Origin of the sequence: Kitasatospora sp. NPDC101176 (assembly GCF_044768035.1) — a bacterium.
In the GTDB taxonomy this organism is placed as follows: Bacteria; Actinomycetota; Actinomycetes; order Streptomycetales; family Streptomycetaceae; genus Kitasatospora.
On the sequence record NZ_JBIWPA010000021.1, the window covers coordinates 20,286 to 36,434 of the forward strand.

Consider the following 16,149-nt stretch of genomic DNA (forward strand, 5'->3'; position numbering starts at 1 on the left):
TACGCCTGGTCCCGACCGCCTCCGAACGGCCCACGGTGGAACACTGGGGGCATGCATCAGTTGATCACCCCGCTGGACGGACCGGCCGTCGATCCGGCCTCGACCGAGGCGCTCTCCGCCGTCTACGCGTACCCCGACCAGGTGAATCACGGGCGCCCGTGGCTGCGCGCCAACATGGTGGCCGGCCTGGACGGCGGGGCGAAGCTGGCGGGCCTCTCCGAGGGCCTGTCCGGGGACGCCGACAAGCGGATCTTCGGGGTGCTGCGGGCGCTGGCGGACGTGGTGCTGGTGGGCGCCGAGACCGTCCGGGCGGAGGGCTACGGGCCGGCCAGGGTCGGGGCCGGCTTCGCGGCCGCGCGGGCGGCGGCCGGGCAGGCGCCGGTTCCGGCGATCGCGGTGGTGAGCCGTTCGCTGGCCCTGGACCTCACCTCCCCGCTGTTCACCGGGCCGCTGGTCAGGACGGTGGTGGTCACCACCGCGGACTCCCCCGCCGAGCGCCGCCGGGCGGTCGCGGAGGTGGCCGACCTGGTGGTCGCCGGGGAGGGCTCGGTGGACCCGCGGGCGGCCGTGGCGGCGCTGGCGCAGCGGGGCTGGACGCGGCTGCTGACCGAGGGCGGCCCGCGGCTGCTGGGGCAGCTGGCGGCGGCCGACCTGCTGGACGAGCTGTGCCTGTCGGTGGCCCCGCTGCTCACCGGCGGGGACGCGCCGCGCATCATCCACGATGCGGAAATGCCTGACGTGCGGCGGATGCGGCTGGTCTCATTGATCGAGCAGAAAGGATTCCTCTTCACCCGCTACCTGCGTCGCCCGGGTCCGGACGATCCCGTGACCCACCGGTCGTGATGCCGTTATGCGATGCCGGGGCCCCGGGCCGGCCACTGGAAGGGACTCACGTGTTCAAGACGGTACTGATGATCGAAAAGGCTCTCTCCGACGCCGACGTGGAGCTGGTCACCACGCTCCACAGCGAGGAGAAGGTCTCCTTCGTCGTCCTGATGCAGCCGCGCGGCAAGCAGGACGAACTGCTGCGGGCGCTGGACGACGTCGCCCTCGGCCACCTCGACAAGGTGGTGCACGAACACGACGAGTCCGAGACCGGCCCGACCGTCGCCACCGAATCGCTCGAACACAGCCTGCGCCACCTACGCGCGGCCGGGGCCGAGGCGATCGGCGAACTGGTCGAGGAGAAACCCCTGGACCGGCTGCGCGCGGCGGTCGAGGAGCACCGCGCGGACGAGGTGGTGGTGCTCACCTCCCCGCACTTCGTGGAGGAGTTCTTCCACCGCGACTGGGCCTCCCAGGCCCGGCACAAGGTGGGGGTCCCGGTGCTGCGGCTGTTCGCCAGCGACTCCTAGCTCCGGCGGCCGGTGGTGCAGAATCGTCCTTGCGGTCCGCCCGCGAGGACGACTCCCATGCGTCCGCCCGCCCTGTCCCGCCCTCCTCGCCCGCCGCCGGGCAGGAGGGGCCCATCGTCCTACGGAGCCCCGCCTTGAACGACGCCGCGCACGACCTGCACGCCCCGCACTTCATCGGCATCGGCGGCGCCGGGATGTCCGGCCTGGCGAAGATCCTCGCGGTGCGCGGCGCCAGCGTCTCCGGCAGCGACTCCAAGGAGTCCGAGACCGTCCTCGCGCTGCGCGCCCTCGGCGCGACGGTGCACGTCGGCCACGCCGCGGAGCACGTGCCGGACGGCACCAGCAGTGTGGTGGTCTCCAGCGCGATCCGCGCCGACAACCCGGAGCTGGCCGCGGCCCGCGAGCGCGGCATCCCGGTGGTGCACCGCTCCGACGCGCTGGCCGCGCTGATGGGCGGGCGCCGGGCGCTGGCCGTGGCCGGCACCCACGGCAAGACCACCACCACCAGCATGCTCGCCGTCGCCCTCGGCGAGCTGGGCCTGGACCCGTCCTACGCGATCGGCGGGGACCTCGACGCGCCCGGCTCCAACGCCCACCACGGCACCGGCGAGATCTTCGTCGCCGAGGCCGACGAGAGCGACCGCAGCTTCCACAAGTACGCGCCCGAGGTGGCGATCGTGCTGAACGTGGAGCTGGACCACCACGCCAACTACGCCTCGATCGACGAGATCCACGAGTCCTTCGAGACCTTCGTCGGCCGGATCACCCCCGGCGGCACCCTGGTCGTCTCGGCCGACCACGACGGCGCCCGCGAGCTGACCGCCCGGCTGGCCGGCCGCGAGGGCCTGAACGTGGTGACCGTCGGCTCCGCCGAGGACGCCGACGTGCGGGTGCGCTCGGTGGTCGCCCACGGCATGACCAGCGAGGTCACCGTGGAGCTGGACGGCGCCGAGCTGGTCTTCACCGTCTCGGTGCCCGGTCGGCACTACGCGCACAACGCGGTCGCCGCGCTGGCCGCCGGCGTCGCGCTGGGCGTCCCGGCCGCCGACCTGGCCAAGGCGCTCGGCGCCTACACCGGCGTGCGCCGCCGCCTCCAGCTCAAGGGCGAGGCCGCCGGCGTCCAGGTGATCGACTCCTACGCCCACCACCCGACCGAGATGACCGCCGACCTGGAGGCGATCCGGGAGGGCCTGGACGGCGCGGGCCGGGTGCTGGTGGTCTTCCAGCCGCACCTGTTCAGCCGCACCCAGCAGCTCGCCGAGGAGATGGGCCGGGCGCTGACGCTGGCCGACGCCTCCGTGGTGCTGGACATCTACCCGGCCCGCGAGGACCCGATCCCGGGCGTGACCAGCGAGCTGATCGTCGACGCGGCCCGCCGGGCCGGCGCCGACGTCACCCCCGAGCACTCCTTCGCCGCGGCCCCCGCCCTGCTGGCCGGCCTGGCCCGCCCGGGCGACCTGCTGCTCACCATGGGTGCCGGCGACGTCACCAACCTGGGGCCCGAAATTCTGGAGCAGCTCGCGAACGTTGCCACCAACGTCTGACGTACCCCGACCGGGAGCCGTGATGAGCTACGAGATCGAGAAGACCGAGGCCGAGTGGCGGGAGGAGCTCAGCCCGCAGGAGTACCACGTGCTCCGCGAGGCGGGCACCGAGCGCCCGTTCACCGGTGAGTACACCGACACCAAGACGGTCGGCGTCTACGGCTGCCGGGCCTGCGGCGCGGAGCTGTTCAGCTCCACGACCAAGTTCGACAGCCACTGCGGCTGGCCGTCCTACTACGCGCCGCTGGCCGAGGACCGGGTCGAGTACATCGAGGACACCACGCTCGGCATGCGCCGGGTCGAGGTGCGCTGCGCCCACTGCGGCGGGCACCTGGGCCACGTCTTCGAGGGCGAGGGCTACGGCACCCCGACCGACCAGCGGTACTGCATCAACAGCATCTCGCTGACCCTGAAGCCCGCCGAGGACTGACGGGCGGCGCACCGGACCCGGCCGAGGGCCCGGGCACCCGTACCGACGGGGTGCCCGGGCCCTCGCGCGTCCGGCGTGGACCGGCGGCGCCCGGCCGCGCCCGGCCGCGCCCGGCTCAGCCCACCACCGGGGCGAAGCGGACCGGGAGGTGGACCAGCGCCCGGTGGAAGGGCCCGGGCCGCCACACCAGCCCGTCGGCCGGCGCGGTCAGTTCGAGGTCGCTGAGCCGGCTGGTGAGCTGCTCGATCGCGGTGATCGCGATCAGCAGCGCCGGGTCGCGGGCCGGGCAGGCGTGCGGGCCGGCCGCCCACGCCAGGTGGGCGCTCTCGCCGCTGCGCAGCTCGGTGCCGTCGGTGGGCGGCGCGGCCTGCGAGTTGGCGGCCGCGTAGGAGACCAGCATCAGCGAGCCGGCCGGGACCTCCCGCCCGTGGAAGGTGATGTCGTAGCGCGGGTAGTGGGCGGAGAGGTTGGCGAGCGGCGGCTCGTGCCAGAGCACCTCGTCGATCGCCTGGTAGGCGGTCATCGCGCCGCCGATGAGCGAGCCGGCGTAGCGGGCGTCGGTGAGCAGGCGCAGCAGGGCGTTGCCGATCAGGTTGGTGGTCGGCTCGTGCCCGGCGATCATGGTGAGGGTGATCTGCCGGATCACCTCGTCGTCCTCCAGCCCGGCCGGGTGGGTGACGAACCAGGAGGTGAGGTCGTGCCGGGGCCGTTCGCGGCGCTCGGCGACCATCGCGGTGACCACCGCGACGAGGTCCCCGTACGCGGCGACGGCCTTCTCGGTGGACTCGATCATCCCGGCGATCCCGGCCACCAGGCGGGTGCGGTGCTCGTCGGGCACGCCGAACCAGGTGGTGAGGACGAAGGCCGGCAGCTGGCGGGCGTACTCGGCGATGAGGTCGGCGGTGCCCGCCCCCTCGAAGCGGTCGATCAGCTGGTGGGCCACCTCGGCGACGCGGCGCTGCAGCCGGTGGGGTTCGAGCAGCGCCAGGCCGTCGGTGATCACCGCCCGGTAGCGCTCGTGGACCTCGCCGTCGCTGAACAGGGCGGTCGGGCGGTAGCCGAGCACGGGCAGCAGCGGGTTGTCCGGCGCGACGGTGCGCTGCCACTCCCGGGAGTCCTTGGAGAAGGTGTCGGTGTCGCGCAGCAGGTCCAGGGCGGCCTGGTAGTCGGTGACCAGCAGGGCCTCGACGCCGGGTGCCAGCTCGACCGGGGCCACCGCACCGTGGCGCCGCAGCCGGTCGTAGACCAGCTGCGGGTCGGCGGCGAAGACCGGGCCGTAGATCGGGGTCGGGCGGGGGTCGGTGCTCACGGGCGCTCCTCGGCGGCGGAGACGGCGGACGCGGCGGAGAGGTCGGCCGTGGCGGAGGGGTCGGCCGTGGCGGGGTCGGCGGACGGGCCGGCGGGGTCGGCCGTGGCGGGCAGCCCGTCGAGGACGTGCTCGGCCAGGGCGATCAGCGCGTCGAGGCTGGCGCCGCGCTCGCGGGCGTCGCAGAGCAGCAGCGGGGTGGTCGGGTGCAGGTCCAGGTGGGTGCGCAGCACCTCCACCGGGTGGACCGGCGCGTCCGGGAAGCAGTTGACGGCGACGGCGTACGGCAGTCCCTGCTCCTCGACCATGTCCATGATCTCGAAGGAGTCGGCCAGCCGGCGGGTGTCGGCGAGCACCAGGGCGCCGAGGGCGCCGCGGGCGATGTCGTGCCAGAGCGGGAAGAACCGGCGCTGGCCCGGGGTGCCGAACATGTAGAGCACGACGTTGCCGGGCAGGGTCAGCCGGCCGAAGTCGACGGCGACCGTGGTGGTGGCCTTCTCCGGCAGGCCGGCCAGGTCGTCCACCGGCCGCCCGGTCTCGGTCATCGCCTCCTCGGTGTGCAGGGTGGCGATCTCGGAGAGGGTGCGGATGAGCGTCGTCTTGCCGACCCCGAACGGGCCGGCCACCACCAGTTTCATCAGCGTCTGGTCCCGGTCGGGCAGGTAGCCCACCCGGCTCGGCCGGTCGGCCGGGCTACCGGAGCGCACGGAGTCCAACGAGGAGCCTCTCGACGATGGAGCGGTCGGTCTGCTGGGCGGGCGGGATCGGTGCGCGGGCGCGCAGGCTGCCCGCCTCGACCAGGTCGGCCGCGAGGAAGACGGTGGCGCTGACCGGCAGGCGCAGGTGCGCGGCGGCCTCCACCACGGTCAGCGCGCCGGGGCGCAGCAGTTCCCAGAGCCGCCGGTGTTCGGGTTCCAGGTCGCCCGGCGGTTCGGCGCGGTCCGCGAAGAGCACGGTGAGCCGCTCGAAGCCGGCGGTGCCGGGGCGGCTGCGGCCGCCGGTGGCCAGGTAGGCGGGCACCATCCGCCTGCGGGGTACGGCGGTCATGACCGGTCGGTGGCGTCCTGCTGCCGGGTCGGGCTCGCGAGCGCGCGGCCCAGCGCTGCGACCTGCACCTGCATCTGGTAGGCCACGTTGCCGAGTTGGGCCTCCGGGGAGGTGAAGACGGCGAGCGAGGTGTTCTCCCCGGCCGGGACGACGATGGCGTAGCCGAGGTCGGACTCCACGACGGTCTGGTCCAGCCGGGGGCGCTCGGCGCCGGTGAACGCACCGGTGAACGCGCGGGCGGCGGCGTGCACGGTGGCGGTCATCGCGGCGACCCGCTCGGCGGAGGCCCGGTCGAGCCCGTCCGAGGCGCCCTCGACGAGGCCGTCGCCGGTGGCGATGACCGCGTGCAGCACTCCCGGCAGTTCCAGCAGCGGGGTCAGCACCCACGAGATCTCGTCGGTGGCGGTCTGGCTGGGCGAGCTGCTCACTGCTCGGCTCCTTCAGGGGTCGGGGCGGGCGGACGGGCGGTGGTGTGGACACCGCTGTCGCCGGCCGTGCTGGACGGGTCGGTGGTGCGGGGCGAGCCGGTCGGACCGGTCGGGTCGGTGGGGTCGGCCGGGTCGGTCGCGCCGGTCCGGCCGGCGGCCCGCGCCACGGCGGCGCGGCCGGAGTCGGTGCCCTGCTGCAGCGCCTCCCAGTGGGCGGCGGCCCGCTCGGGCGTGCGGACGGGCGCCGGGGCCGCCCCGGACCGCACGGTGGCGGCCACCGCGGCCCTGGCCTGCGGGGCGGCCGCGGGGGCTCCCGGGCCGTCGGCGGCGAGCGGGCTGCGGCGGCGCCGGCTGGGCAGGCCGGTGCCGTCGTCGACCGGGTCGGCCGCCGTCCGCGGCACCACGTGGATGGCCGGCGCGGCGTGCGGGCCCGGCTGGTGGTGCCGGTCGGCGAGCACCGGCGCCCCGCCCTCGTCGGCGTCCCGCATCGGCGGGACGGCGTGGACGGCGGGTGCCGGAGCCGGACCGGCACCGGCCCGCAGCGGCAGCGGGGTGAGCACCGACAGCGGCTGCTCGTCGTCGACGACCGTCACCAGCGCGGCCGGGATGCGCAGGATGGTCCGCATGCCGCCGTACGGCGAGGGCTCGATGTGACAGGAGAAACCGTACTGGCGGGCCAGCTTGCCGATCACCGCGAAGCCGGTCTTGGGCGGGTTGCCGAGTTCGGTGAGCAGGACGTCGGGCGGGCCGGCCAGCAGCCGCCGGGCGCGGCGCAGCTGGTCCTCGTCCATGCCGATGCCGCTGTCGTCGATGATCACCAGGGCGCCGCGGCCGCCCTGCTGGACGGTGACCGGGATGTCGGTCTCCGGGTGCGAGTAGGCCGAGGCGTTGGCGAGGAGTTCGGCGACCGTGATGGCCAGCGGCTCGGCGGCCCGGGCGACCACGGCGAGGCGCTGTTCGCGGAGGTGGTTGGCGACCTTGATCCGGGCGTAGCCGGGCACCCTGGAGAGCGCGCCGACGACCACCTCGGCGAGCGGCGAGTCGGTGCGGGCCAGCCCCGGCCAGGCCTCGCAGAGCACCGCGACGGTCTGGATCCGGCGCAGCGCGACCTCGTTGCGGAAGTCGACCTCGAGCAGCCGCGGGTCGTCGTTGTCGTGCTGGAGCTGCTGGACCAGGCTCTGGATCTGGTAGAGCAGGGTCTGGATCCGGGAGGTGGCGCCGCGCATCGCGGCGCGGGCGGCGGCGTCGACCCGCTCGCGCTCGTCGGTGAGGGCGGCGGTGGCGGCGTCCAGCACGGACTGCAGCGCCCGGACCGCCTCCGGGCCGACGGCCTGCGGGTCCAGCGGGCCGACCAGCGGGGCGTTGGCGTGGCTGAGCCGCACGGCCGTGGCCGCCACCCGCTCCTGGGCGAGGTGGCCGATCTCGGCGAGCAGCGCCGCGGTGCGCCGCTCGGCCTCGGCCAGCCCGCGTTCGGCCGCCTCGGCCCCGGCCGCGGCGGCGGCGGTGCGCTCCTCGGCGGCCCGGGCGTCGTCCTGCGCGGCACGGGCCGCGTCCCGGGCCGCGCGGACGGTGTCCTCGGCCTCGCGCACCAGGCCGTCGGCCACCCGGGCGCGCTCCTCGGCGGTCCGGCCGCGGGTATCGGCCTCGCGGGCCTCGCCCCTGGCCTCCCGGGCGCCCTCCTGGGCCTCCCGCACCCGCCGTTCGGCCTCGACCAGGCGGGCGTCGGCGGCGCGCACGCGCTCCTCGGCGTGCGCGCGGGCGGCCTCGGCGGCCGCCGCCCGGGTGACCGCTCCGGCCCGGGCGCGGGCGAGGACGGCCGCCGCCAGGGCGGCGAGCAGTGCCAGGGCTGTCAGCACGATCTGCGTCATCGAAGTCCTCGGGAGTCCTCGGTGGGGCGGGTGCGGGCCGGGCGGGCGCCGGGCCGGGGCGCGGGGCGGGGCGGCGGCATCGCCGACGGCCGCCCCGGCGGGCCGTCAGTCCCGGCCGGTCCGCGGGCGCGGGATGCGAGCGGCGTCCTCGGCGAGCTCCCGGGCCACCTGGGCGACCTGGCCCATGGCCTCCAGGACGTCGGGCACCTCGGTGCCGTCCAGGTGTCGGTACTCGGCGGCGACGGTGAGCACCAGCCGCTCGGGCAGGCCGAGTTCCGGGTGGCGCCGCTCGGCTATCACCCGCCGGGCGGCGTCCAGCGCGGGTACCCCGGCGGCGTGCAGGGCGTGCGCCCGCTCCCGGACGTGGGCGAGGTAGCCGATGTGCTCGCGGACGCCGTCGCGGTCGAGCACCGGGCCGTGGCCGGGCACGAAGATCTCGGCACCGGTGGCCAGCGCCTGCTCGCAGGCGCCGATGACGTTGTCCAGCGGCCCGGCCCAGTGCGAGGGGTGGTCGCCGGGCTGTTCCGGGGTCGAGCTGAAGATCACGTCGCCGGTGAACACGGCGCGCTGGTGCGGGAGGTGGACCATCAGGTCGCCGCCGGTGTGGGCGGCGGGGAGGCTGGAGATCTGCACCGGGTAGTCCCCCACCCGCAGCTCCAGCTCACCGGTGAAGACGGTGTCCGGGCGGACGGGATCGGTGTCGGACCAGTCGAACCGCCCGAAGTGCTCCTTCAGGTAGCCGCCGAGCGCGGAGTCCGGGTCGCTGCCGGTGACCAGCGCGTGCTGCTGCCGGGGGGTGGGCTCCCAGTGGATGTGCTCCAGCGCCTCGCGGGTGGCGATCACCTCGGCGTCCGGCACGACTCCGGCGCCCCACAGGTGGTCGCCGTTGGCGTGGGTGACGACCACCCGGTCGATCCCGACCCCGGCCGGCAGCAGACGGCGGCTGGCCGCGAGGAACTCGCCGGCCAGGGCGGGGTCGTAGGGTGTGTCGATCCAGAGCGCGGTCTTCTCCGAGGCCAGCAGCCCGCAGTTGGCCAGGCCCCAGCCCCGCTTCGGGGGGAGCCACACGTACAGGTCCTCGGCAATCGCGCTCACGTTCGCACGGTTGATCGTCATGTGCGCGATTATGCCCATGCCGACTCGACAACGCGGCAAAACCTGCACGCACTGCAGGAGTTGATGCCCCAGACTCTCCCGAGCTGTCCGGATTCGACCCTCGTGGTCGAGACCAATCGTCTCACTGTCCGGACGATTCGTGGACACTCGGGGCGGATCCCGGCTCAGAGCGGGGGCAGGATGCGACACACCTCGACCGTGACGTCCACGGTGTCCAGACCGATGACCCGCCCCTCCACCGCGACGAATCCTTTCTCCCCCGAGCGGAACAGCGCGGCCAGCGCGGACTTGCGGCCCGCCCCCGCCAGCGCCTCCACCGCCATCGCGGAACCGAAGGCGAACACCCCGCAGAGCACGATGCACGGCGCCTGCCGGGACGTCCGGGTGACGAAGATGAACCCGTGGTCCCGGATCAGTTCCCCGGCCGCGTTGTAGAGCGCCTCGAAGGTCATCCCGCCCCACCGGGCGCGGGCCGCGTCCGGGTACTCGACGCGGAAGTCCGGGAACACCGATTCCAGCACGCCGCCGGAGTAGGAGTTGACGCCCGGTCCGCCGATCGAGAAGGTCGGCATCCGCGGGTCCTGCGCACCGGCCACGACCAGTTCGATCGTCGCCTTCCGGTTGACCTTCCGCAGCAGGTCGATCAGCTGCGCTATCGCCCGGGCCTCCGCCATCGGCATGAACAGCACGTTCTTGGGCTCCCGGCTGGTCAGCCGGCAGCCGTCCGAGGCGTAGGCGAACTCCGCCACCTCCAGGCTGGGCGTGACGATCTGCACCCGGCCGTACGGGGCGAGCAGCGCCCGCAGGAATCCGTACCGCAGGAACAGCCTCGTCCGGGCGAGGGAGCGGGCCGCGAGGAACCCGATCACGGCCGGGACCGATGCGATCAGAACCTGGAGCAGGATCTCCATATGATCCCCCGGGGGAAGACTCGGCCACGAACTGTGTCCCGTCAGGTAAATCCCCGCCCGCGGCCGGAAATACCCACACCACCGCAATTCGACCCGCCGGAAGATCCGAACTCCTCCCTGCGGGCGCCGGATCCACCGGGCCGGGGGTTCGCGGGCCGTCCGCGGTGCGCCGTCGCGCGCCCCCGCCCACCCCCGGGAACACCCCCCACCTGCGAGGACGTCAGGATCCGGGAGTTACAGTCCTACCGAGTCAGAACCCAAGCTCAAATAATGCTCTGAGAAGACCGGTCGAGGCTTGGCAGCCACCCCGCCCGGGGACATCCTCAGCATCACGGCCGCGCGGTCCTGGCGACGACGCCCGCACCATCCGACGGCCGTTCCCACCCAGCCCTCCGAAGGGGGCGAACCGATGACCTCCCCTGCACTTGACCTGCCCGCACGGGCAGCCGCCGGCACCGCCGCCCCGAGCCGCCCGGGCACCCGCCCGGACGTCACCCTCGGCGTGGGCCTCGGCTGGCGCAGCGAGATCGACACCGTCGTCGAACGCCAACCGGGCCTGGACTGGGTCGAGGTGGTCGCCGAGAACATCTGCGCCGACCACCTCCCCGAGTCCCTCACCGCACTGCGCGCCCGCGGCGTCACCGTCGTCCCGCACGGCGTCGCCCTCGGCCTCGGCGGCGCCGACCGACCCGACCCGGACCGGCTCGCCCGGCTCGCCGGGGCGGCCCTCGCGCTCGGCTCCCCACTGGTCACCGAACACCTGGCCTTCGTCCGGGCCGGCGGCCTGGAGGCCGGCCACCTGCTGCCCGTCCCGCGCACCCGGGAGTCCCTGCGGGTGATCGCCGAGAACGTCCGGATCGCCCAGGATCAGCTCCCGGTGCCGCTCGCCCTCGAGAACATCGCCGCCCAGCTGGCCTGGCCCGGGGACGAACTGACCGAGGGGCAGTTCCTCGCCGAACTCGTCGAACGCACCGGCGTCCGGCTGCTGATCGACGTCGCCAACCTGCACACCAACCGGGTCAACCTCGGCATCGACCCGGCCGCCGAACTCGACCGGCTCCCGCTGGAGGCGATCGCCTACGTGCACGTCGCCGGCGGCCGGATGGTCGACGGCGTCTGGCACGACACCCACGCCCACCCGGTCACCCAGCCGGTCCTGGACGTCCTGGCCGAACTCTGCGCCCGGATCACGCCCCCCGGCGTCCTGCTCGAACGGGACGCCGGCTTCCCGCCGCCCAGTGAGCTGGCCGGCGAACTGGACGCCATCCGCGGGGTGCTGGAGGGGAGCACCCCGCGGACGGCCCACCCGGCCGCCACCCGGACCGGGGCACCGCGGCGGAGCGGGCGCACGGACACCCGCACCGAGACGCCGCTTCCGGGCGAGCGCGCGAACCTCCGCCGCCGGCAGGAGGAGCTGCTGGCCGCCCTGGTGGCCGGCGGGCCCGTCCCGGCCGGCTTCGACCCGGCGCAGGTCCGCGCCCAGTCCACCGGACTGGCCACCAAGCGGCGCGACACCGCCGCCAAGGTGGCGCCCGAGCTGCCCCGCCTGCTCGGCGACCGGTACGGGCCGCTGTTCCTCGCGTACGCCCGCACCCACCCGCAGACCGGCGGCTACCGGGCCGACGCCCGGGCCTTCGCCGAGTGGGTGCTCACCGACGGCGGCCCGCCGGCCGCCGACCACCGCCGGGCGCTGGAGCAGTGGCTCCGCCCGGCCGACGAGCGGCCGTCCGGCCCGCTCGCCCGCCTGCGCCGGGCCCTGCGGCGCTGACAGTCCTTCTCCACAGCACGACACCGCACACTCCGGGGGAACGCCCATGTGGCACGACACCTACTTCCTGATCCCCGCCGCCCTGCTGGCGGCGGCCGTCCTGTACGCCTCGCAGACCCGCCAGCGGGTCGGTCACGTGCCGCGGGCCATGGGCCTGCCCGGGCGCGGCCTGCCGCTGCTGGACGCCGCGTTCCTGGCCGGCGGTCCGGGCCGGGTCTTCGACACCGCACTGGTCCGGATGCACATGGCCGAGCGGGTGGTGATCAGCCGCGCCGGCCTGGTCACCCTGGTCGACCGCCGGCCGTACGACGCGGTCGACCAGGCCGTGATGGACGCCGTCGGCCCGACCGGCAGCCGGGAGATCGCCGCGCTGCGCCGGGAGGTGATGCGCTCGGCCGCCGTGCAGGAGATCGGCGACCGGCTCTCCGACCGCGGGCTGATGCGCCGCCCGGACCGGCTGCGGCGGGCCCGGACCGCGCACCTGCTGCTCCGGCTCGCGGTGCTGGACGTACTGGCCTTCACGGTCCTCGCCGTGGTCCTCGACGACGGCGAGCCCGGCTACGACCGCGTCTCGTTCTGGGTCCCCGGGTTCCTGCTGCTGGTGGGCCTGGTGGCGCTGGCCGTCACCCGGCCGCACCGGGGCCGGATCACCCCGGCCGGTCAGCGCCAGCTGGCGCTGATGCACGGCAGCACCCCGTGGCGGCCCAGCGCGGGGCTGTCCCCCGCGCTGGCGGGCGGCGCGCTGCTGGGCGCGCTCGCGCTCGGCGGGCTGGCCGCGGCCGGGCTGGACGACCAGGAGCTGGAGGCGGCGATGCTGGAGGCCTCGGCCGAGGAGGAGGCGATGCGGCAGGCGTCCGCGGGCGCCTTCGCGTCCTCGTCCTCCTCCTCGTCGGGTTCCTCCTGCGCCTCCACCACCACCTGGTGCGGCTCCTCCTCCGACTCCGGTTCGTCCGGTTCGTCCGGCTGCGGCGGGAGCAGCAGCTGCGGGTCCTCGTCGTCGAGCTGCGGGTCCTCGTCCTCCAGCTGCGGGTCGTCCTCGTCGAGCTGCGGCTCCTCGTCCAGCAGCTGCGGGTCGTCCTCGTCGAGCTGCGGCTCCTCGTCCAGCAGCTGCGGCGGTGGCGGCGGCTGCGGGTCCTGACGTCACAGTTCGGTATCGCGCACCGGGAAGCCGTTCCCCGGGCCGTCGGAGCAGGCATACAACAAGCCCATGTGGTTGCTGTTCCTGATACCGGCGTGCGTCGCGGCGGTGCTGTCCTGCCTCCGGCTGGTGCGGACGACCGCGACCGCCGACGCCCTGGCCGAGCAGGACGGGCTGCGCCCGCCCGAGGCCGTCGGGATCGGGCTGTACGAGACGGCCTACCTGGCCGGCGGACCGGACCGGGTGGTCGAGCTCGCCCTCGTCCTGATGGCCGGCCGGGGGCGGCTGCACCTGGCGCACACGGGGTGGACGACGGTGGTCGACCCCCGGGGCCGCAGCCGCCTGGAGCGCGCGATCGTCGCCACCGTCGGCCCCGAGGGCCAGTGCCGCACCGACGAGCTGCGCCAGGCGATGGCCGGACACCCGACGGTGCTGGAGATGGGCGCCCGGCTCTCGCTGGCCGGCCTGGCGACTCCGGCCCTGGTCCAGCGCAGCACCGTCCTGGTGGTCCGGCAGGTGCGGCACGCACTGCTGCTGACGCTGGTCCTGCTGGCGGCCGCGCTGGCGCTCAGCGGCTTCACCGGTGGTGACGCGCTCGCCCCGCTCGCCTGGTTCTCGCTGCCGCTGGTGCTCACCGCGGGCACGCTGCTGATGGCCCGGGTGGACGTCTACCCCTACACCCGCTGGGCCTCCCCGATCGGTCAGGAGGTACTGCGCGAGGTGCGCCCGGCCCGTCAGCGCGGCCTCGCCGACGACGAGGAGCGCGAACTGCTCACCGCCGTCGCCATGAACGGCCCCGCCGCCCTCGCCGACCCGCGGCTGCGCGCCGCGCTGCGCCCGCACCGCACCTGAACCCGCGGGCCCGTCGGCCGGGCGGCGCACGGGCCCACCGGACGGCCCCCGGACAGACCGGAGGCCGGCTCCCCGAGCGGGAACCGGCCTCCGGACACGACGAGCCGCAGGTCAGGCCAGGCCGCCCAGCAGCTCGCTGACCGGCTTGCGGCGGCCGGTGAAGAACGGCACCTCCTCGCGGACGTGCAGCCGGGCCCGGGAGGGGCGCAGGTCGCGCATCAGGTCGACGATCCGGTGCAGCTCGTCCGCCTCGAAGGCGAGCAGCCACTCGTAGTCGCCGAGCGCGAACGAGGCCACCGTGTTGGCCCGCACGTCCGGGTAGCCGCGCGCCATCTGGCCGTGCTCCGCGAGCATCGCGCGCCGCTCGGCGTCCGGCAGCAGGTACCACTCGTAGGAGCGGACGAACGGGTACACGCAGACGTAGTCGCGCGCGCGCTCGTCGGCGAGGAACGCCGGGATGTGCGACTTGTTGAACTCGGCCGGGCGGTGCAGCGCCATGTTCGACCAGACCGGCTCCAGCCGGCGGCCCAGGGCGGTGCGGCGGAAGCGGTTGTACGCCTCCTGCAGGTCGTCCGAGTCGGCGGCGTGCCACCAGACCATGATGTCGGCGTCGGCGCGCAGACCGGAGACGTCGTAGGTGCCGCGCACGGTGACGTCCTTCGCGGCCAGCTGGGCGAAGAGCTCGTCCACCTCGGCGGCGAGGGCGGTGCGGTCCTCGGGCAGCGCGCCCTCGAGCTTGAACACCGACCACATCGTGTAGCGGATGACCTGGTTCAGGTCGCGTGCCTTCTTCTTCTCGGGCTGCTGCTCCGGCTGCTGCTCAACGGTCTCAGTCATGCGCCCATTGTCCTCTCCGTGGGTCCTTCCCCGGTGGCCGGGGTCAACAGTCCGTCGAGGGCCGCCACCGCGGCGGCCGCCGATCCGATGCACGCCGGGATGCCCACCCCGTCGTAGGCGGCGCCGCACAGCGCCAACGCACCGACCCGCTCCGCGGCCGAGCGCACCCGGGCCACCCGGTCCAGGTGTCCGACCGGGTACTGCGGCAGGCCGGCCCGGAAGCGTGAGACGGCGGTGGCGTACGGCCGTGCGGTCAGCCCGATCGCCTCGCCGAGGTCGGCCAGCGAGCGGGCCACCAGCTCCTCGTCGGGCAGCTCCAGCGCCTCCTCCTCGCGGTGGCGGCCGAGCGAGGTGCGCAGCAGGAACGCGTCCGGTGCCGAGCGCTCCAGCCAGCCCCACTTGTTGGAGGAGAAGGTCGAGGCCTTGATCCGCCGCCCGTCGACCGGCGGCACCAGGAAGCCGCTGCCGGCCGGCGCCCCGGCCAGGTCGGAGCGGCGGAACGCCATCGTCACCAGGGCCATCCCGGCGTACTCGACGCCGTCCAGCCCGGCGGCGGCCACGGGGGCGTCGGTGCGCAGCAGTCGGGCCGCGGCCGGTGCCGGGGCGGCCAGCACCACGGCGTCCGCGTGCAGCGCGGTGCCGTCGCCGGTCAGCACCCGCCAGCCGTCGGGGGTGCGGCGCAGCTCCGTCACCGGGGTGTCGGTGCGCAGGTCGGCGCCGGCCTTCGCGCACGCCGCGGCGACCGCCTCCGGCAGGGTGCCGATGCCGCCGCGCAGGCCCTGGAAGACCGGGGTGCCGACCACCGCGGGCCGCGAGGCGAGCCGGTGCACCCCCTCGACCAGCGAGCCGCCGCCGCGGGCGATCGGCAGCAGTTGCGGTACGGCGGCGCGCAGCGAGATCTCCTCGGCCCGCCCGGCGTAGACGCCGCCGAGCAGGGGTTCGACCAGCCGGTCGACGACCTCCTGGCCGAGCCGGTCGGCGACGTAACGGCCGATCGCCACGTCCTCGCCGACCTCGGTGGTGCGCTCGTGCCGGGCCCGGTCCAGCCCCTCGGCGGTGAGCACCCCGGAGGCGGCCAGCGCGTCGAGGTCGCCGGGGACGCCCATCACCTGGCCGCCCGGCAGCGGGCGCAGCGCGCCCCGCGTCCAGATCGCGGCCTTCGCGGTGGTCGGCGGCTCCAGCGCGTCGGCGAGGCCGACCGCCCGGGCCAGCTCCACCGCCTCCGGGCGCCGGGCCAGCACCGACTCGGCTCCGAGGTCCACCCGGACCCCGCCGACCTCGCCGCCCCACAGCTTGCCGCCGAGCCGTTCCGACGCCTCCAGCAGCGTGACCCGGGCCCGGGCCGGCCCTCCGGCCGCCCCGCTCAGGAAGGCGGCCGCGGCCAGGCCGGCGATCCCACCACCGATGACGACGACGTGTGCATCCGACATGCTCCGCAGTCTCGCAGGTCTTTACCCGGAGTCCTCAATCCGCTGCACGCCCGGCCACCGGCGCGGGCCGGAGCACCCCGCAGGAACAGCCCGCGCAGGCCCGTGCGGCGCCCCGGGGA

Annotated in this window: 16 protein-coding genes; 7 read left to right on the forward strand and 9 right to left on the reverse strand. The window is 75.2% G+C overall.

The features are described from left to right. The first annotated feature begins 51 nt into the window (after nt 1-51). The 4 genes from ACIRS1_RS25560 (at nt 52) to msrB (ending at nt 3,329) form a co-directional block, all read left to right on the forward strand. Complete coding sequence (locus ACIRS1_RS25560; RefSeq protein WP_402843828.1) at nt 52-843, forward strand: pyrimidine reductase family protein; 792 nt, start codon at nt 52-54, stop codon at nt 841-843. 50 nt (nt 844-893) lie between these two features. Further along, a complete protein-coding gene (locus tag ACIRS1_RS25565) occupies nt 894-1,355 on the forward strand; it encodes an indole-3-glycerol phosphate synthase (RefSeq protein ID WP_360215996.1) in 462 nt (153 codons plus the stop codon). Between the two features lie 134 nt (nt 1,356-1,489). Further along, nucleotides 1,490-2,899, forward strand: a complete 1,410-nt coding sequence (gene murC / locus ACIRS1_RS25570) for a UDP-N-acetylmuramate--L-alanine ligase (protein ID WP_402843832.1) — start codon at nt 1,490-1,492, stop codon at nt 2,897-2,899. A 22-nt stretch (nt 2,900-2,921) separates the two neighbouring features. Further along, complete coding sequence (gene msrB, locus ACIRS1_RS25575) at nt 2,922-3,329, forward strand: peptide-methionine (R)-S-oxide reductase MsrB (protein ID WP_402843835.1); 408 nt, start codon at nt 2,922-2,924, stop codon at nt 3,327-3,329. Between the two features lie 115 nt (nt 3,330-3,444). On the opposite strand, the gene ACIRS1_RS25580 is transcribed toward msrB, so the two are convergent. The 7 genes from ACIRS1_RS25580 to ACIRS1_RS25610 all read right to left on the reverse strand — a co-directional run bounded on the left by ACIRS1_RS25580 (nt 3,445) and on the right by ACIRS1_RS25610 (nt 10,005). Beyond that, a complete protein-coding gene (locus ACIRS1_RS25580) occupies nt 3,445-4,638 on the reverse strand; it encodes a cytochrome P450 (RefSeq protein ID WP_402843838.1) in 1,194 nt (397 codons plus the stop codon). After that, nucleotides 4,635-5,273 (reverse strand): GTP-binding protein, encoded by a 639-nt coding sequence (locus ACIRS1_RS25585; protein ID WP_402844004.1) that lies wholly within the window; start codon nt 5,271-5,273, stop codon nt 4,635-4,637. Before ACIRS1_RS25585 ends, ACIRS1_RS25580 begins: the two co-directional genes overlap by 4 nt. 55 nt (nt 5,274-5,328) lie before the next feature. Further along, entirely contained in the window at nt 5,329-5,682 is a 354-nt protein-coding gene (locus tag ACIRS1_RS25590) for a DUF742 domain-containing protein (protein ID WP_360215984.1), read from the reverse strand. Further along, nucleotides 5,679-6,110, reverse strand: a complete 432-nt coding sequence (locus tag ACIRS1_RS25595; protein ID WP_360215981.1) for a roadblock/LC7 domain-containing protein — start codon at nt 6,108-6,110, stop codon at nt 5,679-5,681. Before ACIRS1_RS25595 ends, ACIRS1_RS25590 begins: the two co-directional genes overlap by 4 nt. Next, nucleotides 6,107-7,978, reverse strand: a complete 1,872-nt coding sequence (locus ACIRS1_RS25600; protein WP_402843851.1) for an ATP-binding protein — start codon at nt 7,976-7,978, stop codon at nt 6,107-6,109. The genes ACIRS1_RS25595 and ACIRS1_RS25600 overlap by 4 nt, the downstream gene beginning before the upstream one ends. A 105-nt stretch (nt 7,979-8,083) precedes the next feature. Further along, nucleotides 8,084-9,094: an MBL fold metallo-hydrolase gene (locus tag ACIRS1_RS25605; RefSeq protein ID WP_402843854.1), complete on the reverse strand. Its 1,011-nt coding sequence runs from the start codon at nt 9,092-9,094 to the stop codon at nt 8,084-8,086. A gap of 164 nt (nt 9,095-9,258) precedes the next feature. Then, entirely contained in the window at nt 9,259-10,005 is a 747-nt protein-coding gene (locus tag ACIRS1_RS25610; protein WP_402843856.1) for a hypothetical protein, read from the reverse strand. 409 nt (nt 10,006-10,414) lie between these two features. On the opposite strand from ACIRS1_RS25610, the gene ACIRS1_RS25615 reads away from it, so the two are divergent. The 3 genes from ACIRS1_RS25615 (at nt 10,415) to ACIRS1_RS25625 (ending at nt 13,763) form a co-directional block, all read left to right on the forward strand. Further along, a complete protein-coding gene (locus ACIRS1_RS25615; protein ID WP_402843859.1) occupies nt 10,415-11,773 on the forward strand; it encodes a DUF692 domain-containing protein in 1,359 nt (452 codons plus the stop codon). Nucleotides 11,774-11,819: 46 nt separating this feature from the next. Continuing rightward, on the forward strand, nt 11,820-12,911 hold the full coding sequence (locus ACIRS1_RS25620; protein ID WP_402843861.1) for a TIGR04222 domain-containing membrane protein: 1,092 nt from the start codon (nt 11,820-11,822) through the stop codon (nt 12,909-12,911). A gap of 69 nt (nt 12,912-12,980) precedes the next feature. Beyond that, nucleotides 12,981-13,763 (forward strand): TIGR04222 domain-containing membrane protein, encoded by a 783-nt coding sequence (locus ACIRS1_RS25625; protein ID WP_402843864.1) that lies wholly within the window; start codon nt 12,981-12,983, stop codon nt 13,761-13,763. Between the two features lie 111 nt (nt 13,764-13,874). On the opposite strand, the gene hemQ is transcribed toward ACIRS1_RS25625, so the two are convergent. Both hemQ and hemG read right to left on the reverse strand, forming a co-directional pair. Beyond that, nucleotides 13,875-14,600 (reverse strand): hydrogen peroxide-dependent heme synthase, encoded by a 726-nt coding sequence (gene hemQ / locus ACIRS1_RS25630; RefSeq protein ID WP_360215960.1) that lies wholly within the window; start codon nt 14,598-14,600, stop codon nt 13,875-13,877. Further along, on the reverse strand, nt 14,597-16,030 hold the full coding sequence (hemG, locus tag ACIRS1_RS25635) for a protoporphyrinogen oxidase (RefSeq protein ID WP_402843867.1): 1,434 nt from the start codon (nt 16,028-16,030) through the stop codon (nt 14,597-14,599). The genes hemQ and hemG overlap by 4 nt, the downstream gene beginning before the upstream one ends. Between the last annotated feature and the right edge of the window lie 119 nt (nt 16,031-16,149).

Coding starts and splice junctions, on each gene's coding strand:
- ACIRS1_RS25560 (WP_402843828.1), top strand. CDS start 52: ATGCATCAGTTGATCACCCCGCTGGACGGACCGGCCGTCGATCCGGCC.
- msrB (WP_402843835.1), top strand. CDS start 2,922: ATGAGCTACGAGATCGAGAAGACCGAGGCCGAGTGGCGGGAGGAGCTC.
- ACIRS1_RS25585 (WP_402844004.1), bottom strand. CDS start 5,273: ATGAAACTGGTGGTGGCCGGCCCGTTCGGGGTCGGCAAGACGACGCTC.
- ACIRS1_RS25590 (WP_360215984.1), bottom strand. CDS start 5,682: ATGACCGCCGTACCCCGCAGGCGGATGGTGCCCGCCTACCTGGCCACC.
- ACIRS1_RS25600 (WP_402843851.1), bottom strand. CDS start 7,978: ATGACGCAGATCGTGCTGACAGCCCTGGCACTGCTCGCCGCCCTGGCG.
- ACIRS1_RS25605 (WP_402843854.1), bottom strand. CDS start 9,094: ATGACGATCAACCGTGCGAACGTGAGCGCGATTGCCGAGGACCTGTAC.
- ACIRS1_RS25610 (WP_402843856.1), bottom strand. CDS start 10,005: ATGGAGATCCTGCTCCAGGTTCTGATCGCATCGGTCCCGGCCGTGATC.
- ACIRS1_RS25615 (WP_402843859.1), top strand. CDS start 10,415: ATGACCTCCCCTGCACTTGACCTGCCCGCACGGGCAGCCGCCGGCACC.
- ACIRS1_RS25620 (WP_402843861.1), top strand. CDS start 11,820: ATGTGGCACGACACCTACTTCCTGATCCCCGCCGCCCTGCTGGCGGCG.
- ACIRS1_RS25625 (WP_402843864.1), top strand. CDS start 12,981: ATGTGGTTGCTGTTCCTGATACCGGCGTGCGTCGCGGCGGTGCTGTCC.
- hemQ (WP_360215960.1), bottom strand. CDS start 14,600: ATGACTGAGACCGTTGAGCAGCAGCCGGAGCAGCAGCCCGAGAAGAAG.
- hemG (WP_402843867.1), bottom strand. CDS start 16,030: ATGTCGGATGCACACGTCGTCGTCATCGGTGGTGGGATCGCCGGCCTG.